We start from the raw sequence: 22,102 nt of genomic DNA, 5'->3' as shown, positions 1-22,102 counted from the left end.
CCGCGGGGTGGGAGCGCTGGGATGAGCAGCAGCAAGGAACACCGAAGCGACGGCCACGGCCGCACTCCGGGCAGTGTGCTGTCCGCCGTGGCCGTGGCCGTCGGCTGCGTGCTGTTCCTGGGCGGCTTCGTATGGACGGCCCTGCTCTACCGCCCCTACACCGTGCCGACCGACTCGATGGCGCCCACCATCGCCCCCGGCGCCCGCGTCCTCGCCGAACGGATCGACGCCTCCGCCGTCCGCCGCGGCGACATCGTCGTCTTCCGGGACGGCGTCTGGGGCGACCTCCCCATGGTCAAGCGCGTCGTCGGCGTCGGCGGCGACACCGTCGCCTGCTGCACCAAGGGAAAGCTCACGGTCAACGGCACCCCGGTCGACGAACCGTATCTCCAGGACCCGCGCCTGGCCTCGCCCACCGGCTTCGCCGCCAAGGTCCCGGCCGGCCAGCTCTACCTCCTCGGCGACCACCGCAACGACTCGGTCGACTCCCGCGCCCACACCACCGACGGCGAGCACGGCACCGTGGCGCGCGAAGCCGTCGAGGCCCGCGTCGACGCACGCGCCTGGCCCCTTGGTGACCTCGGCATGACCGCCCCCGCGGAAGGCTTCGCCGACCTGCCCGGCGGCATCTCCCGGACCGGCCCGCTGCGCCCCCTCCTCCTCGCGACGGCCGCCGGAGCGGTCCTCATCCTGGGCGGCGCCGCCCACGGCCCCCTCACCCGCCGCACACGACGCCGGGGCCACAATGGCGACGAGAGCCCCACCGGCACCCCAGCGACCCGCACCGAGGAACACGGACACGCCCATGGCTGAACCCGCCACACAGGCCCCCGGCACGGGCGTACGACAGGTCTCCCGCATCATCCTGCTCGACCCCGACGACCGCGTCCTGCTCCTGCACGGCTTCGACCCGGACGACCCGGCCCAGACCTGGTGGTTCACCCCCGGCGGCGGCCTGGAGGGCACGGAAAGCCACGAGGAGGCCGCCCACCGGGAACTCGCCGAGGAAACCGGCATCACCGGCGCGGCCCTCGGGCCCCTCCTGTGGAAACGCCGCTGCTCCTTCCCCTTCGACGGCCGCCGGTGGGACCAGGACGAGTGGTACTACCTGGGACGTACCGACCGGACCGCCACGCGCACCGACGGCCACACCGACCTGGAACGACGCAGCGTCTCGGGGCTGAGATGGTGGACCGCGGAGGAACTGTCGGCGACACATGAGACGGTGTACCCGACCAGACTCGCCGGGCTGCTGCGCACACTGCTCGACGAAGGACCCCCCGGCGCGCCACTGGTCCTGGAGACCGAAAGGGCCTGACGCACAATGGGGGGACGCACGGCTGAAGGGGATCTGCCATGAGCGCCGAGGACCTCGAAAAGTACGAGACCGAGATGGAGCTGAAGCTCTACCGGGAGTACCGCGACGTCGTCGGGCTGTTCAAATACGTGATCGAGACCGAACGGCGCTTCTACCTCACCAACGACTACGAGATGCAGGTCCACTCCGTCCAGGGAGAGGTCTTCTTCGAGGTCTCGATGGCCGACGCCTGGGTCTGGGACATGTACCGCCCGGCCCGCTTCGTGAAACAGGTCCGCGTCCTGACGTTCAAGGACGTGAACATCGAGGAGCTCAACAAGAGCGATCTTGACCTGCCCGGGAGCTGACGGGGCGGGGCGACCCCGTGGGCGGCCGGGGTGGTGGTGGCCGTTGGCGGGTGGGGTGGATCGGGGCGTTGTGCGGTGACGGGTGCGGGCCGCGGGGCAACGGCGACGTGCGATCTTTTCGCGGCTGTCCACGGCACTGAGAGTGGCCGCTGCCGTCCGTCCGCCGTCCTCTGGTGCCGTTCGCGCCCCTCGCGCCCCGCGTGCCGCTCGCGCACGACCGGCGCTTCGGTCACCGTATGCTCGCTCCCGGCCCGCCGTCGCGTGCTCGGTCCCGTTCCTGCCCAGACCCGCAATCTCTTGCGCACGCCCTGCCCAACGACGGAACGGGGCCCGAGTCATGGACGCCGCCACTCTTGCCACGTGTGGGTGAGCGCTGAGCGGACCGGTGAGCGGTACCCGTTCGGGTGAGCGAGTTATCCACAACCAGAGGGTTATCCACCAAGATCCAACAATCTGACGCGGAGCCGTCACAGTCAGTGGCGGAGGTGGTACGGCATGAACGCCACACAACCCGCCACACGAAACGAACACCGCACGGATGGCATGCCGACGCGGCTGCCCCGGGGAACCCGGGGGATGAGGGCCGGAAGAGACGAGGGGGCGCTCAGGGCGGACGAGGGGACGACCGGTGGCTCCGTGCTGATCGGAGGCACGCAGGAGACCGTCACCGGGACTCCCACCCGACCGGACGCCGACGCGCCACGCCCCGCCGCGACGAGGCAACGGAGCCGCAGAAGGAAGCGAGGCTCACCCCACGGAACCCGCGGCGGGGGTCCCGGATCGCGCCCGGCACCACCGCCCCGTGAACCCACCGGACCGACCGACCCCCGGCGCGCCCTCGGCCGCTACGGGGAAGACCTGGCGGCCCGCCGCCTCACCGAGAGCGGCATGCGCATCCTGGACCGCAACTGGCGATGCCGCGAGGGCGAGATCGACATCGTCGCCGCGGACGCGGACGCCCTGGTCATCTGCGAGGTCAAGACCCGCCGCGCCGCAGGCCACGAGCACCCCATGGCAGCCGTACGACCCGCCAAGGCCCAACGCCTGCGCCTCCTGGCGGAACACTGGCTCGCACGGCACGGCGGACCGCCGCCCGGGGGCGTACGCATCGACCTCGTCGGCGTACTCCTCCCGACCCGCGGCGCCCCCGTCGTCGAACACGTCAGGGGGGTGGCGTGATGGGATTCGCCCGAACCTGCTCGGTCGCCCTGGTCGGGGTCGAAGGTGTGGTCGTCGAGGTCCAGGCCGATCTGGAGCCCGGAGTCGCCGCCTTCACCCTGGTCGGCCTCCCCGACAAGAGCCTGGCGGAATCCAAGGACAGAGTCCGGGCCGCCGTCGCCAACTCGGGTGCCGAATGGCCGCAGAAGAAACTCACCATCGGTCTCAGCCCGGCGTCCGTGCCCAAGAGCGGCAGCGGATTCGACCTGGCCGTGGCCTGCGCCGTCCTTGGCGCCGCCGAGCGCCTGGACCCCCGCGTCATCGCCGACCTGATGATGATCGGCGAGCTCGGTCTCGACGGCCGCGTCCGCCCCGTACGCGGTGTGCTGCCCGCCGTCCTGGCCGCCGCCGACGCCGGATACCGCCAGGTCGTCGTGCCGGAACCGATGGTCGCCGAAGCCGCACTCGTCCCCGGCGTCTCCGTCCTGGGCGTCCGCAGCCTGCGCCAACTCATCGCCGTCCTCGCCGACGAACCCGTCCCCGAGGAAGAGGACCGCCCGGGCGACGGCCGCCTCGATCCGCTCCTGGCGGGACTGGCCGTACCCGGCACCGGCGTCGGCGCGGGCCTGCCGGCCAGCGGCCGTACCTCCGACCTCGCGGACGTCGCGGGCCAGCACAACGCCCGCCGCGCCCTGGAGGTCGCCGCCGCAGGACGCCACCACCTCTTCTTCAAGGGACCACCCGGCGCAGGGAAAACCATGCTCGCCGAGCGCCTGCCCGGCCTGCTGCCACCGCTGTCCCCGAAGGAATCGCTGGAGGTCACCGCCGTCCACTCGATCGCCGGCACCCTCCCACCGGGACAACCCCTCGTCGACCGCCCGCCCTACTGCGCACCCCACCACTCCGCCACCATGGCCTCCCTGGTCGGAGGCGGCACCGGAATGCCACGCCCCGGCGCCGCGTCCCTCGCCCACAACGGCGTGCTCTTCCTCGACGAAGCCGCCGAGTGCAGTGCCCGCGTCCTGGACGCCCTGCGCCAGCCACTGGAATCCGGACAGGTCGTGGTCGCCCGCGCGGCCGGGATGATGCGGATGCCCGCACGCTTCCTGCTCGTCCTCGCCGCGAACCCCTGCCCCTGCGGCAGGCACGGCACGATCGGCGGCGGCTGCGAATGCCGGCCCTCCACGATCCGCCGCTACCAGGCACGGCTCTCCGGCCCCCTGATGGACCGGGTGGACCTCAGAGTCACGGTCGAACCGGTCGCCCACTCCGAACTCATCGCGTTCGGCCGCGGCGCGGAATCCAGCGCCACGGTGGCCGAACGCGTCCGTGCGGCCCGCGAACGCGCCGCGCACCGCTACACCGGCACGCCGTGGCGCACCAACAGCGAGGTCCCCGGCCATGAACTCCGCACCCGCTGGCAGGTGAGCCCCGACGCACTCACCCAGGCCGAACGTGACCTGGAGTGCGGCCTCCTCACCGCCCGCGGTCTGGACCGCGTCCTCCGTGTGGCCTGGACCGCCGCCGACCTAGCCGGCCGCGACCGCCCCACCGCCGAGGACGTCAACTGGGCCCTGGAACTCCGCACCGGCGTACGCCGCGGCGTACGGACGGAGGCGCTGTCGTGAAGCGACGCAGGTGTACGCGGGGTCGGACGTTGCTTGTGGCCCAGAGGGAGTTGCCGCGATGCGCTGCGGTACTGGGGATCTGCGTGGACGGAGATACGCGGGCCGGGACGCGCCTTGAACGGCGGAAGTGTTGTGGACGGTCACCCACACCTCAAGAAAGGCGCCGCTCCGGAATAGGCGCTGCTTGAGGGGCCGAAGTGCTGAATGGGCTGGGGGATGCCGTCGGCAGGGCCAGGCATACGCCTCTGTCGGGAGGAGCAGCCGGATCGCACAAGCGACGGGACCGCTCTCCGATGGTCCTGCCGGCATGCGGCTGACGACCTACGCGCCAGGGCGAATCCCCAGCGCCACGAGAGGCACACCACATGAGGAACGCCACGGAAGGAACACGATGACCATGCCCAACCCCGTGCAGTCGACCACTCGATCTACGGCCGGACGAAGGGAATGCCTGGCCGAGACCAGCGAGTCAGACACCCGAGCCCGTACCCGATGCCACACGAGCGATCAGGAACCCCCGGGCACGGGCTCCCACGCCGCCCCTGCCGCACTCCTCCCGGAGCAGAAACCCCGACCACCGGACACACCACACTCCGAGGGCCGGCCCGACCCCCGCTCCGACCCCGACCGCGTGGCACGTGCCGCCCTGAGTCGCATCATCGAGCCGGGGGACGAAACAGCCGGACGCTGGCTCCGGGAGATGGGCCCCACGACGCTCTGGCGAGCGCTGTCCGGGGAAGAGGCTCCGCCCCCTGGCGCGAGCAGCAACAAACTGGCCGGCCTCCGGCTACGGGCCGGACGGGCCGACCCGGACGGAGACCTAGCGGCGGTCGACACGCTGGGCGGCAGGTTCGTCTGCCCCGGCGACGACGAGTGGCCGCGCCAACTGGACGATCTCGGCGACAGCCGCCCCATCGGCCTGTGGGTCCGAGGCACCGCCAACCTCCGCCTCTGGGCGCTGCGCTCCGTGGCCCTCGTCGGCGCCCGTGCCTGCACCGAATACGGCGCACACCTCGCCGCCACCCTCGCCACGGGCCTCGCCGACCGGGGCTGGACCGTCGTCTCGGGCGCGGCCTACGGAGTCGACGGCGCGGCGCACCGGGGAACACTGGCCGCCGACGGAGCCACAATCGCCGTCCTCGCCTGCGGCGTCAACCGCTTCTACCCCGGCGGGCACACCGAGTTGATCGGACGGATCGCCGAACAAGGCGTGGTGGTAGCGGAGTTGCCACCGGGCGACCACCCGACGCGAAGCCGCTTCATCCAACGGAACCGGGTCATCGCCGCGCTGACGAGAGGAACCGTCGTCGTGGAAGCCGAACTGCGCAGCGGCTCACTGGTCACCGCACGGCGGGCCCAGGCCCTCGGGCGCGTCACGATGGGCGTACCGGGCCCCGTCACCAGTGGACTCTCCGCCGGCGTTCACCAACTCCTGCGCGGCGAGGCCGCAGTGGTCACCAGCGCCGACGAGATCGTCGAACTCGTCGGCAGCATCGGGGACCTCGCGCCGGAACCCCGAGCCCCGGTCCTCGCCCGCGACCTGCTGGAACCCACCGCGGCCCGCGTGCTGGAAGCCCTGCCCGCACGAGGCGGAGCCGATGCGGCCCACCTCGCAAGGGAATCGGGCACTCCCCGCGACGTCGCCCAGGCGAAGCTCCAGGAGCTGTGCGCCCTGGGGTTTGTTCAAAGGTGTGGTGACCTTTGGGAGTTGGTGCGACGCGCCGGGGGCGCGCGGTCCTCACGGCGAGGCGGTACTTGACCCGGGGCGAACGGGTGAAAAGGTGAGAGGAATGACCGCAGAATCCAGGTTTGCAACCCTTCGTCGCACCGGGGTCCGCCGCACACACATGCCGGGGCCTGGTGTGCTCGGACCCCGCCGCGCGGCGTGTCGCCATCGGTGTCCGCAGGTGCCGGTGGTCGCCCGGAACTGCCTTGAAGGGCTCCTTGTCACGGGAGGTAACCCTGAGGTGCGGGCAGCGGAACGTATCTGCGCACATCGCAACCCCACCTCCTTGCACACTGCGACACATTGGTCACGCTACGCTCACAGTCGATTCAATCGTCATACATCCATCACCCGCGTTTCGGCAGAACGACCCAAGGCGACGAATGCCCCAGCACACCTCCGGGCCTGACCACGCGACGGCACCACCGGCCGCGTGCGGCAGCGTGCGCCCCGCTGCGCCCAGCTCGCTCGACGAGCTGTGGCGCTCCTACAAGGCGTCGGGCGACGGGCGGCTGCGGGAACAACTGATCCTGCACTACTCACCGCTCGTCAAATACGTCGCCGGCCGTGTGAGCGTCGGCCTGCCGTCCAACGTCGAGCAGGCCGACTTCGTCTCCTCCGGGGTGTTCGGGCTCATCGATGCCATCGAGAAGTTCGAGCCGGAACGATCCGTCAAGTTCGAGACGTACGCCATCACGCGCATCCGCGGCGCCATGATCGACGAGCTGAGGGCACTGGACTGGATCCCGCGCTCCGTCCGCCAGAAGGCCCGAGCCGTCGAACGCGCCTACGCCACCCTCGAAGCCCGGCTGCGCCGCACACCCTCCGAGGCCGAGGTCGCCGAGGAAATGGGCATCGCACTTGAGGAGCTCCACGGCGTCTTCAGCCAGCTGTCCCTCGCCAACGTGGTCGCGCTGGAGGACCTTCTGCACGCAGGAGGAGAGGGCGGCGAGCGCCTCAGCCTGATGGACACGCTGGAGGACACGGCCGCCGACAACCCCGTCGAGATCGCCGAGGACCGGGAGCTGCGCCGACTGCTCGCACGGGCGATCAACACCCTGCCCGACCGCGAGAAGACCGTGGTCACGCTGTACTACTACGAGGGCCTGACGCTGGCCGAGATCGGCAATGTCCTCGGCGTCACGGAGAGCCGGGTGAGCCAGATCCACACCAAGTCAGTACTCCAGTTGAGGGCCAAACTCGCCGACGTCGGACGCTGACCTGCCGGCCCGGATCGCCCGAGTGGCGATGCGGAGTGCCGCTCCGGACCCGTCATCCGTACAGTGGTGAGGTGCCAAGGATTCGAGCGGCCTCAGTGGCCGAGCACCGGACGATGCAGCGTGGCGCCCTTCTGGACGCCGCCCGCACCCTGCTGTCCGAAGGCGGAACGGAAGCGCTGACCTTCCCCGCCCTCGCCGAGCGTACGGGCCTCGCGCGCTCCTCCGTGTACGAGTACTTCCGCTCCCGCGCGGCCGTCGTGGAGGAGCTGTGCGCCGTCGACTTCCCGGTGTGGGCCGCGGAGATCGAGGCGGCGATGGAGCGCGTCGACACGGACGAGGCGAAGATCGAGGCGTATGTGCGCCAGCAGCTGGCCCTGGTCGGCGACCGGCGCCATCGCGCCGTCGTCGCGATCTCGGCGGGCGAGCTGGACGCCGGTGCCCGGGAGAAGATCCGTGCGGCGCACGGCGGACTGATCGCCATGATCGTCGAGGCGCTCGCCGGCCTCGGCCACGAGCAGCCACGACTGGCCGCCATGCTTCTCCAGGGCATCGTGGACGCCGCGGTCCGCCGCATCGAACTCGGCGCGGCGGAGGACCCAGAGGAGATCACGGAGGCAGCGGTGGCGATGGTCCTGCGGGGCGTTCGGGGCTGATTCGGGAGACTCCTCGGGGGCCTCCCCCCTCCCACCCCGCCCCTCCCCATCCGCCCCCGTCCCGCCTCCGCTCCTCGCCCTCCTTTTGCGTCGTTCTGCCTGATTGCGAGACCGCCTGAGCGGCGCGCGGCGTGACGGGGCTGCGCCTTTCCGCTTGGTGCCCAGGTGCCAGCGGCACCGGTCAGCCGCGCCGGGTGCCTGCGGACCGTTCCTTCGTGCCGTCTCGCTACCCAGTGCTGTTCCGGCGTTGTGCCTCTTTCTTCGTTCTCTGCTCCTGCCTTCCTCGCTTCTCGGCGCGCTCTGTTGCTTTCTCGTGTTCGGCGCTTAGCGCTGCGCCCTCATCCCGGCCGGTGGCATCGTCTTTCGCCGACCGTTTCCGGAGGGCGCTGCGGCGCGCGTGCCGATGCTCCAGGAAGGACCCGGCGACGGTCCCGCGCTCTGCCTGGTCGTGGCCCGTGGCGTCTCTCGAATACGGACCACCTCGAACGGTGTCCGACCCATAGCGCTGTCGTGGCCAGGAGGATTGCGCCGAGTAGGGCCGACGTCGGCGGATCCGAGTGGCCCGCGCGGACCGCGGTAGGCAGAAAACGGGCGGGTGTCTGTGGCGTCGGCGGTGACGGTGGTAGCGGGATGCCGAAGACGGGGAGGAGGCGGGACGGGCCTCCGTGGAGGAGGGACGGTGGGAGCAAGGAGAGCGGGTCCAGGTATGTCCTTCCGCGGAGGAGACCCCAGTGGAGGCACGGTTCGCGGCAGTGGAACGGGCCGTTCTGTAGCAGGGCGACCGGTTGGCCTGGGGTGACGTGGTCGCCTTTCCGGACCGTGGGGCGTACCGGTTCGTACGTGGTGCGGAGGGGAGGCTGTCCTGAGTCGGACAGTTCGATGGTCAGGACGCCTCGGTCGGCGACCGTGCCGGTGAAGGCCACACGGCCGGGGGCGGCCGCCCTTACGGTCGCGCCGACCGTCGCCGCCAGGTCGACACCGCGATGCCCCGCTGCCCAGGGTGAGGGCGGAGGCTCCCAGCCGCGCAGTACCTGGGGAGGGAGGCCACCCGTGCCGTCCACGGGCCAGGAGCGACCGGAGCCATCGGAAGCACCGGAGGCGCCGGGAGAGGCACCGGAGGTTTTCGAGGGTGAGGGGCTGGGGGTGCCTGAGCTGGTGACGGGGGCTGCGCGGGCGGTTTCTGCGGGTCTCGGAGTCGGCCGGGCGTGATCCGCTGCGAGGGCGGGTGACGCGACGGTCATGAGGGCTGACGCGAGGGCGCCCAAGACAGCGAGGCGGGCGGGCAGGAGAAGGGACGGGGCACGGGACGGCCAGGTGGTCGCTCCATGCCGTGGGAAGAAGCAGCCCGGGGCGGTGTCGGGGGCTGACTGCTGCGGTCGGGGCCAGGCCAGCGGAGACCACTGCGGGCGGGGCAGAGGGAAGGGGAGGTAGGGGAGGGGCGGGAGCAGAGTTCGCCCGGTGATGACATAAGGGACGGTCGCGCCCCAGCGCTGACAGATCGCCCGCCCCCGGCCGCGGCGGCGCGCCAGGCGCCGGCCCGAGCGGCACAGCAGGCACCATCCCAGGGGCTGGAGCGTCCGTGCGTCGCTCGGAACTCCTCGGTCGCGGAAGGCGCCGACCGTGTCCCCCGACAGAGACGCCCCGGACAAGTACGCCCTCGGCAGGTGCGTCTCCGGTAGGCGTGCCCACGGAATGCGGGGCTCTGGCGTGCTCGCTCTTGAAGGGCAGGACTCTGCCGCATTGGTCCCCGGTACGAACGTTGTCGGCGCGTACGCCCCCGGCGGGTAGGGCCATGAGGAGCGCGGAGACGACGTCGTCCCGCAACCGCACCCCTGCCAGCGCCTCCCGCTCCACCGCAGCCATGCCCGCGCCCGTGGCGACTCCCAAGTCCGGGCCTGTGCCCGTACCCCATTCCGTAGCCGCAGCCTCTGCCGAGCGCCCACCCCGTCCCGAAGCCGTAGCCTCCGCCGAGCCCCCACCCGTACGCGTCCCCAAGGCCACGCCCGAGCCGGAGCCCCCGCCCGCACCCGTCGTCCCCGAAGCCACCCCCACTCCGCCGACCACCCCTGCACCAGCCCCCAACCCCACACCGGCCCCACCACTGCCGCTGCCACCACCCCACGTACACCCATGACCGCCCGCCCGACCCTGTTCCGTTCCGCTCGCATGCACAGACGGTGACGTGCTCGGCGCGGCGGCGGGGATCTTGGTCCTTTTCTGTGGACAAGTGGCGGGCTGTGGACAACTTCTTCACCCGATCCGGTGAAGGAAGGGGGTAGGGGCGTCGTGGCGGGGACTTTCCGGGGTGGTCAAAAGGCGCGTGTCGCCCGGCGCATCGCCCGTCCCGTACACTTCTGGTGGCGATCCGGGTCACCGGGTCGACTTCGCACGCCCCGCTGTCAGTGCACCAGTCCCTTTAGGGCAGCACGACGGCCGCGCCCCTCGGTCCTCGGAAGGTTCCGCACGGTTCCCTCCCCGGTAGGCGCGTCGGGGCGTCAGGCACCGCGGCCGACCGGTCGTGGTGGAACCGGGAAAAACAAGGAGTACGGCCATGGCCGTCGTCACGATGCGGGAGCTGCTGGAGAGCGGCGTCCACTTCGGGCACCAGACCCGCCGTTGGAACCCGAAGATGAAGCGTTTCATCTTCACGGAGCGCAACGGCATCTACATCATTGACCTGCTCCAGTCGCTGTCGTACATCGACCGCGCCTACGAGTTCGTCAAGGAGACCGTCGCCCACGGCGGCTCGGTCATGTTCGTCGGCACCAAGAAGCAGGCCCAGGAGGCCATCGCGGAGCAGGCGACCCGCGTGGGCATGCCCTACGTGAACCAGCGCTGGCTCGGCGGCATGCTGACCAACTTCTCGACGGTCTACAAGCGCCTGCAGCGCCTCAAGGAGCTCGAGCAGATCGACTTCGAGGACGTGGCCGCCTCCGGCCTCACCAAGAAGGAGCTCCTGGTCCTCTCCCGCGAGAAGGCCAAGCTGGAGAAGACCCTCGGTGGTATCCGCGAGATGCAGAAGGTGCCCAGCGCCGTCTGGATCGTGGACACCAAGAAGGAGCACATCGCCGTCGGTGAGGCGCGCAAGCTCAACATCCCGGTCGTCGCGATCCTCGACACCAACTGCGACCCGGACGAGGTCGACTACAAGATCCCGGGCAACGACGACGCGATCCGCTCCGTCACCCTGCTCACCCGCGTGATCGCCGACGCCGTCGCCGAGGGCCTGATCGCCCGCTCCGGCGCCGCGACCGGCGACCAGAAGCCGGGCGAGAAGGCCGGCGAGCCGCTGGCCGAGTGGGAGCGCGACCTGCTCGAGGGCGAGAAGAAGGCCGACGAGGCCCCCAAGGCCGAGGACAAGCCCGCCGAGGCCCCGGCCGTCGAGGCTCCGGCCGCCGAGGCCGAGAAGCCGGCCGAGCAGGGCTGACCTCGAAACCGGTTGATGACGGCGGGGGAGGGCGCCACGAGCGCCGCCCCCGCCGCCACCCGTAGATCTTTCGACTCCGCGATTCCGAGAAGAGATTCACAGACCATGGCGAACTACACCGCCGCTGACGTCAAGAAGCTTCGCGAGCTCACCGGCGCCGGCATGATGGACTGCAAGAAGGCCCTGGAAGAGGCCGAGGGCAACGTCGACAAGGCCGTCGAGGTCCTGCGCGTCAAGGGCCAGAAGGGCGTCGCCAAGCGCGAGGGCCGCTCCGCCGAGAACGGCGCCGTGGTCTCCCTGATCGCCGACGACAACGCCTCCGGCCTCATCCTTGAGCTGAAGTGCGAGACGGACTTCGTCGCCAAGGGCGAGAAGTTCCAGTCGGTCGCCAACGCCCTGGCCGCGCACGTCGCCAAGACCAACCCGGCCGACCTCGAGGCCCTGCTCGCCTCCGAGATCGAGGCCGGCAAGACCGTCCAGGCGTACGTCGACGAGGCCAACGCCAACCTGGGCGAGAAGATCGTCCTGGACCGCTTCGCGCAGTTCTCCGACGGTTACGTCACGGCGTACATGCACCGCACCATGCCTGACCTGCCGCCGCAGATCGGTGTCCTCGTCGAGCTCGACAAGGAGAACGCCGAGGTCGCCAAGGGCATCGCGCAGCACATCGCCGCGTTCGCCCCGAAGTACCTCTCCAAGGACGACGTCCCGGCCGAGGTCGTCGAGGCCGAGCGCCGCGTCGCCGAGGAGACCACCCGCGCCGAGGGCAAGCCCGAGGCCGCCCTGCCGAAGATCGTCGAGGGTCGCCTCAACGGCTTCTTCAAGGACGTGACGCTGCTCGGTCAGCCGTACGCGCTCGACAACAAGAAGTCCGTGGAGAAGGTCCTCCAGGAGGCCGGTGTCACCCTGAAGCGCTTCTCGCGCATCAAGGTCGGCATCTGAGCCTGCCGCCAAGGCAGCGAATGACCTGCGACCCCGCTAGGGTCGTACGCAGCCGGCCGCTCACCGGCCGGCCGCAGATGTGACGAGGAGGCCATTGCCGCACAGGGATCTGACCCGGACCCACGGCAATGGCCTTCTTCGTATGTGCACGAGGAGAAGCTCAATGAATCACGGTGCCGACGGCTCGGACAAAGCTGGCAATGCCCACAGTGGCGGGAGGGGACGCTTCCTGCTGAAGCTGTCGGGCGAGGCATTCGCCGGCGGCGGTGGGCTCGGTGTCGACCCCGACGTCGTGCACGCGATCGCACGCGAGATCGCCGCCGTGGTACGCGACGGCTACGAGATCGCCGTGGTGATCGGCGGCGGTAACTTCTTCCGCGGCGCGGAACTCCAGCAGCGCGGCATGGACCGGGCCCGTTCCGACTACATGGGCATGCTCGGAACGGTCATGAACTGCCTCGCCCTCCAGGACTTCCTGGAGAAGGAGGGCATCGACTCCCGCGTGCAGACCGCCATCACCATGGGCCAGGTCGCCGAGCCCTACATCCCGCTGCGCGCGGTGCGCCACCTGGAGAAGGGCCGGGTCGTCATCTTCGGCGCCGGCATGGGCATGCCGTACTTCTCCACCGACACCACCGCCGCACAGCGCGCCCTGGAGATCGACGCCCAGGCCATGCTGATGGGCAAGAACGGCGTGGACGGGGTCTACGACTCCGACCCCAAGAAGAACCCGGACGCGGTGAAGTTCGACGCCCTCGAATACGGCGAGGTCATCACCCGCGACCTCAAGGTCGCCGATGCCACCGCCATCACCCTGTGCCGCGACAACAAGCTTCCGATCCTCGTCTTCGAACTGCTCGCCGAGGGGAACATCGCGCGCGCCGTCAAGGGTGAGAAGATCGGCACGCTCGTCAGCGATCAGGGCACCCGGGCCTGACGGCCCCAACCACCGCTGCGGCGTGCGGGGTTCGCCCCTCACCCGCGGCGGTCCCCTCACCCGGGGCGGACCCGGGGCGGGGATGGACAACCGCCTGCCGGTCGGACACCGTGCAGGAGAAGACGCGCGGCAGGGGCGAGGCTCTGCTTCTTACGGAAAAGACCAGGAGCAAGTGGTGATCGAAGAGATCCTCCTCGAAGCCGAGGAGAAGATGGAGAAGGCCGTCGTGGTCGCCAAGGAGGACTTCGCCGCGATCCGCACGGGGCGTGCGCACCCGGCGATGTTCAACAAGATCGTGGCGGACTACTACGGCGCCATGACGCCGATCAACCAGCTGGCGTCGTTCTCGGTGCCGGAACCCCGGATGGCCGTCGTGACGCCGTTCGACAAGAGCGCGCTGCGCAACATCGAGCAGGCCATCCGCGACTCCGACCTCGGGGTCAACCCGAGCAACGACGGCAACATCATCCGCGTGACGTTCCCGGAGCTGACCGAGGAGCGCCGCAAGGACTTCATCAAGGTCGCCAAGACCAAGGGCGAGGACGCGAAGATCTCGATCCGCAGTGTCCGCCGCAAGGCCAAGGAAAGCCTCGACAAGCTGGTCAAGGACAAGGAGACCGGCGAGGACGAGGTGCGCCGCGCGGAGAAGGAGCTCGACGACACCACCGCGAAGTACGTCGCGCAGGTGGACGAACTCCTCAAGCACAAGGAATCCGAGCTCCTAGAGGTCTGATGAACGAGTCATCCTGGGCGGCCCCGCCCGGCGCCGCCCACCGGGGGCCGCCCCAGACGGGACCGGCCCCCGTACGGGGCGGGACGGCGTCCCCCGCCCCGGCGGGCCTCGTGCACGACGGCGGCGGGGCGGCGCAGACCCGTCCCCTGCCCGTGGTGACCGACGCCGGCGGACACCGGGACGACCACAGGGTCAGCCGGGATGACCGGGACCAGCGGGACGACCGGGGGGCCGCTCGACCGAGCGGCCCCCTGTTCCGCGACGAGAAGCCGCAGGAGCCCATGTCCACCTCGCACCCAGGCTCCCTGGGGCCCCACGGCCCGCAGGACGCACAGCAGCCCCGGAAGAAGAGCGCCGGCCGCAATCTGCGGGCCGCGATAGGGGTCGGCGTCGGCCTCGGCGCGGTCATCGTCGCCTCCCTCTTCGTCTACAAGCCCGTCTTCATCGGCGTGATAGCCCTCGCCGTCGTCGTGGGCCTGTGGGAGCTGACCTCCCGGCTGGCGGAGCGCAAGGACATCCAGGTGCCGCTGGTGCCGCTCGCCGTCGGCGGCGTCGCCATGGTCGTCGCCGGATACCTGCGCGGCCCCGAGGGAGCGTGGGTGGCGATGGCGCTCACCGCCCTCGCCGTCGTCGTCTGGCGCATGACCGGCTCGCCCGGCAACTATCTGCGGGACGTCACGGCCGCCGTCTTCGCCGCCTTCTACGTGCCGTTCCTCGCCACGTTCGTCGCGCTGATGCTCGCGGCCGACGACGGACCCCAGCGCGTCCTGACGTTCCTGCTGCTCACCGTCGTCAGTGACACCGGCGCCTACGCCGTCGGCTGGCGCTTCGGCACCCACAAGCTCGCCCCCAGGATCAGCCCCGGCAAGACCCGCGAGGGCCTGATCGGCGCGGTGCTGTTCGCGATGATCGCCGGCGCGCTGTGCACCCAGTTCCTGATCACCGGCGGAGCCTGGTGGCAGGGCCTGCTCCTCGGTCTCGCCGTCGCCGTCAGCGCCACCCTCGGTGACCTCGGCGAATCCATGATCAAGCGGGATCTCGGCATCAAGGACATGGGCACCCTCCTCCCCGGCCACGGGGGCATCATGGACCGCCTCGACTCCCTGCTGCCCACCGCCCCGGTCGTCTGGCTGCTCCTCGTCGTCTTCGTGGGCAGCGGCTGACCGCCCCCGCCGCACCGTCCGAGGGGCCCGCAGGCCGTGACCCGCGGGCCCCTCGCCGTCCCCGCGACCGAGAGGAACGGGTCACCCGGACGGGTCTGCGACACTGGACCCACCATGCCTAAGCCCGGAGAACTCACATTCGTCGCGCCGCGCGGGGCCAAGAAGCCCCCGCGGCACCTTGCCGACCTCACCCCGGAGGAGCGCCGTGACGCGGTCGCCGCCCTCGGGGAGAAGCCGTTCCGCGCCAAGCAGCTGTCGCAGCACTACTTCGCCCGGTACGCGCACGATCCGGCGCAGTGGACCGACATCCCGGCCGCGGCCCGCGGGAAGCTGGCGACGGAGCTGCTGCCCGAGCTGATGAGCGTGGTACGGCACATCTCCTGTGACGACGACACCACCCGCAAGACGCTCTGGCGGCTGCACGACGGCACGCTCGTCGAGTCCGTGCTGATGCGCTACCCCGACCGCGTCACCATGTGTGTCTCCTCCCAGGCCGGCTGCGGGATGAACTGCCCGTTCTGCGCCACCGGCCAGGCCGGTCTCGACCGCAACCTGTCGACGGCGGAGATCGTCCACCAGATCGTCGACGGGATGCGGGCGCTGCGCGACGGCGAGGTGCCCGGCGGCCCGGCGCGGCTGTCGAACATCGTCTTCATGGGCATGGGCGAACCGCTCGCCAACTACAACCGCGTCATCGGCGCGATCCGGCGGCTGACCGACCCCGAGCCCGATGGGGTGGGGCTGTCGCAGCGCGGCATCACCGTCTCCACCGTCGGCCTGGTGCCGGCCATGCTGCGGTTCGCGGACGAGGGCTTCAGCTGCCGGCTCGCGGTCTCGCTGCACGCGCCCGACGACGAGCTGCGCGACACGCTCGTGCCGGTCAACACCCGCTGGAAGGTCCGCGAGGTGCTGGACGCGGCCTGGGAGTACGCCGCGAAGTCCGGGCGCCGCGTCTCCATCGAGTACGCCCTGATCCGCGACATCAACGACCAGGCGTGGCGCGGTGACCTGCTGGGCCGCCTCCTCAAGGGCAAGCGCGTCCACGTCAACCTCATCCCGCTCAACCCCACGCCCGGCTCCAAGTGGACCGCCTCGCGCCCCGAGGACGAGCGGGCGTTCGTCCGGGCCATCGAGGCGCACGGCGTCCCGGTGACCGTCCGCGACACCCGCGGCCAGGAGATCGACGGTGCCTGCGGCCAGCTCGCGGCGGCCGAGCGCTGACCCCGCGCTGGTACGGTGTGGGCGAACACCTGAACATCACACTTGCACCATCCGACAGGGGAGCGCCACAGCGCTGAGAGTGCGGAGGCGCCGTAGCGATACGGCGTCCGCAGACCCTTGAACCTCGCCCGGGTCATTCCGGGTAGGAAGTTCGGTCGTCACTCATGCTGTTGTGCCCTGCCCGGAGCCGCCCCACGGCCCCGGGCAGGGCCGCGTCTCGTCCTGGCCAGCCAGGAGGACACCAGTGAGCATCACCAGCAGGACCCGTACGGGCACCCTCGCCGCCGCCGTACTCGCGGCCGCGGTCGGGGCGGCCGTCCTCACGGCGTGCGGCGGATCCGGCGGCGGCAGCGCCGAGGACGCGAAGACCGTCACCCTCGTCAGCCACGACTCCTTCAACGTCACCCCGTCGGTCCTCGCCGCGTTCGAGAAGCAGAGCGGCTACAAGGTCAAGGTCCTCAAGGGCGGCGACGCCGGCAAGGCCGTCAACCAGGCGATCCTGTCCAAGGACAACCCGCAGGGCGACGTCTTCTTCGGCATCGACAACACCCTCCTCTCCCGCGCCCTGAAGGAGGGCGTCTTCACGCCGTACACCGCCAAGGGCCTCGACCAGGTCCCGGCACAGCTCCAGCTGGACAAGGGACAGCACCGCGTCACCCCCCTCGACTACGGCGACATCTGCGTCAACTACGACCGGGCCTACTTCACCCGGCACAAGCTGGCACCGCCGAAGACCTTCGACGACCTGGCCAAGCCCGCCTACAAGAACCTGCTGGTCACCGAGAACGCCGCCACCTCCTCGCCCGGCCTCGCCTTCCAGCTCGGCACCGTCGCCGCCTACGGCAAGGACGGCTGGCAGGACTACTGGAAGAAGCTGAGGGCCAACGGCGTCGAGGTCGTCGACGGCTGGGAGCAGGCGTACAACGAGCGGTTCTCGGGCTCCGCCGCCGGCCGCGGCAAGGGGGACCGGCCCCTGGTCGTCTCCTACGCCTCCAGCCCGCCCGTCGAGGTGCTCGGCAAGAAGCGCGGGCCCGAGGAGGCGCCGACCGGCGTCGCCACCGGGACCTGCTTCCGGCAGATCGAGTTCGGCGGCCTGCTCAAGGGCGCGCCGAACGAGAAGGGCGGCAAGGCGCTGCTCGACTTCCTGCTCAGCAAGCCGTTCCAGGAGGACGTCCCGCTCCAGATGTTCGTCCACCCCGCGCGCCAGGACGTCACCCTTCCGAAGCTGTTCACCCGCTACGGCGCGGTGATCGACAAGCCCGCGACGGTGGCCCCCGACGACATCACCGCGCACCGCGAACAGTGGATCAAGCAGTGGTCCTCGCTCGTCCTGAAGTGACCGGGAACCGGAGCCGCCGTCCCGCCCGGACGGCGGCCGCCCGGCTCGGACTGATCGCGCTGCCGCTCGCGTTCTTCGCGGTGTTCTTCGCCTACCCCGTCACCGCGATCGTCGGACGGGGCCTGCGGGACGGCGGACAGTGGCAGTTCGGCCGCCTCACCGCCGTCCTCGGCGACGGGGACGTCCTGCACGTCCTGTGGTTCACCCTCTGGCAGGCCGCCGCCTCCACCGGCCTCACCCTGCTCCTCGCCCTGCCCGGCGCCTACGTCTTCGCCCGCTTCGACTTCCCCGGCAAACAGCTGCTGCGCGCCGTCGTCGCGGTCCCGTTCGTACTGCCCACCGTCGTCGTCGGCGCCGCCTTCCTCGCGCTCGTCGGACGCGGTGGCCTCCTCGACGACCTGTGGGGCGTCCGCCTGGACACCTCTGTGTGGGCGATCCTGCTGGCCCATGTGTTCTTCAACTACGCCGTCGTCGTCCGCACCGTCGGCGGACTGTGGTCCCAGCTCGACCCGCGGCAGGAGGAGGCCGCCCGGGTCCTGGGCGCCGGGCGGTTCACGGCCTGGCGGCGGGTGACCCTGCCCGCGCTCGGGCCCGCCGTGGCCGCCGCCGCGCTGATGGTCTTCCTGTTCACCTTCACCTCCTTCGGCGTCGTCCAGATCCTCGGCGGCCCCGCCTTCTCCACCCTGGAGGTGGAGATCTACCGGCAGACCGCCGACTTCCTCGACCTGCCGACCGCCGCCGTCCTCACCCTCGTCCAGTTCGCGGCCGTGCTGACCCTGCTCGCCCTGCACGCCAGGACCGTCCGCCGCAGGGAGACCACCCTGCGGCTGGTGGACGCGGCGACCACCGCCCGCCGCCCGCGCGGCGGTGGCCAGTGGGCGCTGGTCGGCTCCGTCGTCGCCGTGATCGCCGTCCTCCTCGTCCTGCCGCTGCTCGTCCTCGTCGAGCGGTCCTTCGCCGGGCCCGGCGGCCACGGCCTGCGGTACTACGAGACCCTGGGCTCCACGTCCCCCGGCGGCACCTTCACCGTCGCCCCCCTGGAGGCCCTGGGGAACTCGCTCACCTACGCGGCCGCCGCCACCGCGATCGCGCTGCTGGTGGGCGGACTGGCGGCGGCCGCCCTCACCCGCCGGGGCGGACGCCTCGTCCGCGGCCTCGACGCTCTGCTGATGCTGCCCCTCGGGGTCTCCGCCGTCACCGTCGGCTTCGGGTTCCTCATCACCCTCGACAGGCCGCCGCTGGACCTGCGCTCCTCCTGGTGGCTCGTCCCGCTCGCCCAGGCACTGGTGGGGGTGCCGTTCGTGGTGCGGACGATGCTGCCCGTGCTGCGTGCCGTGGACGGACGGCTGCGGGAGGCCGCCGCCGTCCTGGGCGCCTCACCGTGGCGGGTGTGGCGCGAGGTGGACCTGCCGATGGTGCGCCGCGCCCTGCTGATCGCCGCCGGCTTCGCCTTCGCCGTCTCCCTCGGCGAGTTCGGCGCCACGGTCTTCATCGCCCGGCCCGACCACCCCACCCTCCCGGTCGCCGTCGCCCGCCTCCTCGGACGCGCCGGCGAACTCAACTACGGGCAGGCGATGGCCCTGTCCACCCTCCTGATGGTGGTGTGCGCCGGGGCGCTGCTCGCCCTGGAACGCCTCCGCGCCGACCCCTCCGGGGAGTTCTAGATGACGGACCGTACCGAGACCACCCCGCCCCTGCTGCGGCTGGACGGCGTGACCGTCCGCTTCGGCGACGGCGCGCCGCCCGCCCTCGACGCGGTGGACCTCGACGTCGCCGCCCACGAGACCGTCTGCGTCCTGGGACCCAGCGGCAGCGGGAAGTCCACCCTCCTCCGGGTGGTGGCCGGTCTCCGGCACACCGACGCGGGACGGGTGCTGCTGGAGGGACGGGATCAGACACATGTGCCCACGCACCGGCGCGGCGTCGGCCTGATGTTCCAGGACCACCAGCTCTTCCCCCAGCGCGATGTCGCCGGGAACGTCGCCTTCGGCCCGCGGATGCGCGGCGCCCGCCGCGCCGAGACCGACCGCACCGTCACCGAACTGCTCGCACTCGTCGGACTGCCCGGCGCGGGACCCCGCGCCGTCGCCTCCCTCTCCGGCGGCGAGCAGCAACGCGTCGCCCTGGCCCGCGCCCTCGCCCCCAGCCCCCGGCTGCTGATGCTGGACGAACCCCTCGGCCAGCTCGACCGCGGCCTGCGCGAACGCCTCGTCGGCGAACTGCGGCAACTCTTTTGCACCCTGGGCACCACCGTCCTCGCCGTCACCCACGACCAGGGCGAGGCATTCGCCCTCGCCGACCGGGTCGTGGTCATGCGCGACGGACGGATCGCCCAGACCGGCACCCCCCTGGAGGTCTGGGAACGCCCCGCGAGCACCTTCGTCGCCCGCTTCCTCGGCTTCGACAACATCGTCCCGGCGACCGTACGGGGCGCCGCCGCCGACACCCCCTGGGGCAAGATCCCCGTCCCGGACACCACCCCCGACGGCACCCGCCGCCTCCTCGTCCGCCCCGCCGGCGTCCACCTCACCCCCGCCGACCAGGGCCTGCCGTGCACGGTCACCACCCGCACCTTCCGCGGCACCCACGTGGCCCTCACCCTCCGTCCCGAGGACGCCCCGCCACTGGAGGCGGCCTGCGCCCTGCGCGACGCCCCGGAACCGGGGACACGGGTGGGGGTCCGCTTCGCGGAGGGGGAGGTTGTGGTGTTGCCGGACGGGGACGAGAACGGGAACGGCAGGACGCGCCGCTAGGACGCGACCCTGTCCCGGGTCGGTGCGGCCTCCGTCGGGGCCTCCCCGGGGGCCTCGCCCTCCGGAGAGCCGAACCAGGCCACCGCGACGGCGCCCGCGACGGCCAGGACGAAGCCGGCGACGGCCATCCAGGCCAGGCCGGGGCGGGAGGAGTCGCCGAGCCAGAGGACGCCGAGGATGCCGGGGACCACGGTCTCGCCGACGACGAGGGCGGCCGTGGCGCCGTTCACCGAGCCGATCTGGAGGGCCACGGTGTGCAGGTACATGCCGCCGATGCCCGCCACCAGGACCGCGTAGAGCGCGGGGTCGCCGAGGAGGACGGGGAGGCGGAAGGGGTCCACGCCGTCCAGGACGCGGACGCCGACGCCCAGGGCGCCGAAGCCGAGGCCGGAGAGCAGGCCGGCGAGGATCGCGGCACGTCCGCCGAGCAGGCGTACGGCCACCGTGCCGAGGACGATCAGCAGGACCGAGGCGGCCAGCAGCCACCAGTGGGCGGTGCGGGAGGTGTCGCCGCCGCCCTCGTGGCCCGAGGCGGTGGCCAGCAGGACGAGGGCCGAGCACACCACGCCGATGGACGTCCACTCGGCGCGGGAGAGGCGGATGCCGAGCAGCTTGATGCTCAGTACCGCGGTGATCACGAGGTTGGCGCTGATCACCGTCTGGGACAGGAAGAGGGGCAGCAGCCGCGCGGCCAGCGCGCCGAGCGCGAAGCCTATGACGTCCAGCACCGTGCCGACCATGAACTCCCAGGTCACGGCGGCCTTCGCGGTGGAGGCGAGGCTGGGTCCGCCGTGCTGGGTGACCCCCGCCGAGGGGGAGACGGCCGCCTCCCGGCGGGCGGACTTCCGGGAGCCGACCGCCTGGAGGACCGAACCCGTGCCGTAGCAGACCGACGCCGCCACGGCCGTCAGAAGGCCGATGATCACCGAAAAGCTCCGTTCGCCGCCGCGCGCCGTACCACCGGCGTCGTCCGGGAGTGCAGACGTGAAACGGGGGGACGGAGGTTGCCTCGGCGGACGAACCGGTTCCGGTGGCTCAGCTCACCAGGGGCGCGGTGGCGAGCGCGGCGACGACCCAGGTCAGCGGGGTGACCACCAGCAGCAGCGCCAGGGCCCGCAGCCCCGCGGCCCGGCGTGGCACCGAGGCGGGGGCGCCGAGCCGGCGCAGCGCGGCCGTCATCGGCGCACGGCCCGACCGGGCCTCCACCGCGGCCGCGAGGACGCTCGCCAGCGCGCAGGCCACGACGATGGTGACCCCGACGGCCGTCAGCGGGCCGAACGGCTGGAACGGCGCGGAGCGGGAGACCGCCGCCGCGGCGTACGCGCCCGACGCCACCGCGCACAGCACCCCGAGCGGACGGCCCAGATGCCCCGACTCCTCCTGGAGCACCCGCCCCGCCAGCAGCCGGAGCCCGCCGGCCTGCCGGGAGCCGAGCAGCCGCCCGCTCAGATGCACAAGGCCGGGCCCGGTCAGCGCGAGCCCGAGGGCCGACAGCGCCCAGCCCGCCAGCACCCCCGGCGGAGATCGGAAGAGCGTC

Annotated in this window: 18 protein-coding genes and 2 pseudogenes; 17 read left to right on the top strand and 3 right to left on the bottom strand. The window is 71.6% G+C overall.

Going from position 1 to position 22,102, the window contains the following annotated elements; translation table 11 throughout:
• Positions 1-21 precede the first annotated feature (21 nt).
• The 8 genes and pseudogenes from lepB to AC51EU_RS07550 all read left to right on the top strand — a co-directional run bounded on the left by lepB (position 22) and on the right by AC51EU_RS07550 (position 8,050).
• Positions 22-813, top strand: coding sequence for a signal peptidase I (gene lepB, locus AC51EU_RS07585; protein ID WP_496265902.1), 792 nt, complete (start codon positions 22-24; stop codon positions 811-813).
• The gene (locus tag AC51EU_RS07580; RefSeq protein ID WP_496265901.1) at positions 806-1,318 is read left to right on the top strand and encodes an NUDIX hydrolase; all 513 of its coding nucleotides are present in this window, start codon (positions 806-808) and stop codon (positions 1,316-1,318) included. The genes lepB and AC51EU_RS07580 overlap by 8 nt, the downstream gene beginning before the upstream one ends.
• Positions 1,319-1,356: 38 nt before the next feature.
• Positions 1,357-1,665 (top strand): DUF2469 domain-containing protein, encoded by a 309-nt coding sequence (locus AC51EU_RS07575; protein ID WP_003980220.1) that lies wholly within the window; start codon positions 1,357-1,359, stop codon positions 1,663-1,665.
• 828 nt (positions 1,666-2,493) lie between these two features.
• A pseudogene (locus tag AC51EU_RS07570) lies at positions 2,494-2,844 on the top strand (YraN family protein); the annotation flags it as partial.
• Positions 2,844-4,451, top strand: coding sequence for a YifB family Mg chelatase-like AAA ATPase (locus AC51EU_RS07565; RefSeq protein WP_496265900.1), 1,608 nt, complete (start codon positions 2,844-2,846; stop codon positions 4,449-4,451). The pseudogene AC51EU_RS07570 and the gene AC51EU_RS07565, both read left to right, overlap by 1 nt.
• A gap of 451 nt (positions 4,452-4,902) precedes the next feature.
• Positions 4,903-6,210 carry a DNA-processing protein DprA gene (dprA, locus tag AC51EU_RS07560; protein ID WP_496265913.1) on the top strand — a complete coding sequence of 436 codons (1,308 nt, stop codon included), beginning with the start codon at positions 4,903-4,905 and terminating at the stop codon, positions 6,208-6,210.
• Between the two features lie 350 nt (positions 6,211-6,560).
• The gene (gene whiG, locus AC51EU_RS07555) at positions 6,561-7,397 is read left to right on the top strand and encodes an RNA polymerase sigma factor WhiG (protein ID WP_496265899.1); all 837 of its coding nucleotides are present in this window, start codon (positions 6,561-6,563) and stop codon (positions 7,395-7,397) included.
• A gap of 113 nt (positions 7,398-7,510) precedes the next feature.
• Positions 7,511-8,050: a TetR/AcrR family transcriptional regulator gene (locus AC51EU_RS07550; RefSeq protein ID WP_496265912.1), complete on the top strand. Its 540-nt coding sequence runs from the start codon at positions 7,511-7,513 to the stop codon at positions 8,048-8,050.
• A 338-nt stretch (positions 8,051-8,388) separates the two neighbouring features.
• On the opposite strand, the gene AC51EU_RS07545 is transcribed toward AC51EU_RS07550, so the two are convergent.
• Positions 8,389-9,291, bottom strand: coding sequence for a peptidoglycan DD-metalloendopeptidase family protein (locus AC51EU_RS07545; protein WP_496265898.1), 903 nt, complete (start codon positions 9,289-9,291; stop codon positions 8,389-8,391).
• 1,310 nt (positions 9,292-10,601) lie between these two features.
• On the opposite strand from AC51EU_RS07545, the gene rpsB reads away from it, so the two are divergent.
• From rpsB to AC51EU_RS07500, 9 genes are all read left to right on the top strand, one after another.
• On the top strand, positions 10,602-11,477 hold the full coding sequence (gene rpsB / locus AC51EU_RS07540) for a 30S ribosomal protein S2 (RefSeq protein ID WP_496265897.1): 876 nt from the start codon (positions 10,602-10,604) through the stop codon (positions 11,475-11,477).
• A gap of 105 nt (positions 11,478-11,582) precedes the next feature.
• The gene (gene tsf / locus AC51EU_RS07535) at positions 11,583-12,419 is read left to right on the top strand and encodes a translation elongation factor Ts (RefSeq protein ID WP_496265896.1); all 837 of its coding nucleotides are present in this window, start codon (positions 11,583-11,585) and stop codon (positions 12,417-12,419) included.
• A gap of 163 nt (positions 12,420-12,582) precedes the next feature.
• Entirely contained in the window at positions 12,583-13,356 is a 774-nt protein-coding gene (pyrH, locus tag AC51EU_RS07530; RefSeq protein ID WP_496265895.1) for a UMP kinase, read from the top strand.
• A gap of 175 nt (positions 13,357-13,531) precedes the next feature.
• On the top strand, positions 13,532-14,089 hold the full coding sequence (frr, locus tag AC51EU_RS07525; protein WP_496265894.1) for a ribosome recycling factor: 558 nt from the start codon (positions 13,532-13,534) through the stop codon (positions 14,087-14,089).
• Entirely contained in the window at positions 14,089-15,252 is a 1,164-nt protein-coding gene (locus AC51EU_RS07520) for a phosphatidate cytidylyltransferase (RefSeq protein ID WP_496265893.1), read from the top strand. Before frr ends, AC51EU_RS07520 begins: the two co-directional genes overlap by 1 nt.
• A 114-nt stretch (positions 15,253-15,366) precedes the next feature.
• A complete protein-coding gene (rlmN, locus tag AC51EU_RS07515) occupies positions 15,367-16,473 on the top strand; it encodes a dual-specificity RNA methyltransferase RlmN (RefSeq protein WP_496265892.1) in 1,107 nt (368 codons plus the stop codon).
• Positions 16,474-16,723: 250 nt separating this feature from the next.
• Complete coding sequence (locus tag AC51EU_RS07510; protein WP_496265911.1) at positions 16,724-17,812, top strand: thiamine ABC transporter substrate-binding protein; 1,089 nt, start codon at positions 16,724-16,726, stop codon at positions 17,810-17,812.
• Complete coding sequence (locus AC51EU_RS07505) at positions 17,809-19,476, top strand: ABC transporter permease (RefSeq protein ID WP_496265891.1); 1,668 nt, start codon at positions 17,809-17,811, stop codon at positions 19,474-19,476. Before AC51EU_RS07510 ends, AC51EU_RS07505 begins: the two co-directional genes overlap by 4 nt.
• The gene (locus AC51EU_RS07500) at positions 19,477-20,565 is read left to right on the top strand and encodes an ABC transporter ATP-binding protein (RefSeq protein WP_496265890.1); all 1,089 of its coding nucleotides are present in this window, start codon (positions 19,477-19,479) and stop codon (positions 20,563-20,565) included. It abuts the gene before it with no gap.
• Here the strand turns inward: AC51EU_RS07500 and AC51EU_RS07495 are convergent.
• Both AC51EU_RS07495 and AC51EU_RS07490 read right to left on the bottom strand, forming a co-directional pair.
• A complete protein-coding gene (locus AC51EU_RS07495; RefSeq protein WP_496265889.1) occupies positions 20,562-21,491 on the bottom strand; it encodes a DMT family protein in 930 nt (309 codons plus the stop codon). The two genes, AC51EU_RS07500 and AC51EU_RS07495, sit on opposite strands and share 4 nt — an antisense overlap.
• A 109-nt stretch (positions 21,492-21,600) precedes the next feature.
• Positions 21,601-22,102, bottom strand: a pseudogene (locus AC51EU_RS07490) (hypothetical protein); the annotation flags it as partial.

The sequence above is a fragment of the Candidatus Streptomyces philanthi genome, assembly GCF_059553635.1.
Note: the sequence above shows the minus strand (reverse complement) of the source record. Positions and strands in the feature narration are given on the sequence as shown.

Coding starts and splice junctions, on each gene's coding strand:
- lepB (WP_496265902.1), top strand. CDS start 22: ATGAGCAGCAGCAAGGAACACCGAAGCGACGGCCACGGCCGCACTCCG.
- AC51EU_RS07580 (WP_496265901.1), top strand. CDS start 806: ATGGCTGAACCCGCCACACAGGCCCCCGGCACGGGCGTACGACAGGTC.
- AC51EU_RS07575 (WP_003980220.1), top strand. CDS start 1,357: ATGAGCGCCGAGGACCTCGAAAAGTACGAGACCGAGATGGAGCTGAAG.
- AC51EU_RS07565 (WP_496265900.1), top strand. CDS start 2,844: ATGGGATTCGCCCGAACCTGCTCGGTCGCCCTGGTCGGGGTCGAAGGT.
- whiG (WP_496265899.1), top strand. CDS start 6,561: ATGCCCCAGCACACCTCCGGGCCTGACCACGCGACGGCACCACCGGCC.
- AC51EU_RS07550 (WP_496265912.1), top strand. CDS start 7,511: ATGCAGCGTGGCGCCCTTCTGGACGCCGCCCGCACCCTGCTGTCCGAA.
- AC51EU_RS07545 (WP_496265898.1), bottom strand. CDS start 9,291: ATGACCGTCGCGTCACCCGCCCTCGCAGCGGATCACGCCCGGCCGACT.
- rpsB (WP_496265897.1), top strand. CDS start 10,602: ATGGCCGTCGTCACGATGCGGGAGCTGCTGGAGAGCGGCGTCCACTTC.
- tsf (WP_496265896.1), top strand. CDS start 11,583: ATGGCGAACTACACCGCCGCTGACGTCAAGAAGCTTCGCGAGCTCACC.
- pyrH (WP_496265895.1), top strand. CDS start 12,583: ATGAATCACGGTGCCGACGGCTCGGACAAAGCTGGCAATGCCCACAGT.
- AC51EU_RS07520 (WP_496265893.1), top strand. CDS start 14,089: ATGAACGAGTCATCCTGGGCGGCCCCGCCCGGCGCCGCCCACCGGGGG.
- rlmN (WP_496265892.1), top strand. CDS start 15,367: ATGCCTAAGCCCGGAGAACTCACATTCGTCGCGCCGCGCGGGGCCAAG.
- AC51EU_RS07500 (WP_496265890.1), top strand. CDS start 19,477: ATGACGGACCGTACCGAGACCACCCCGCCCCTGCTGCGGCTGGACGGC.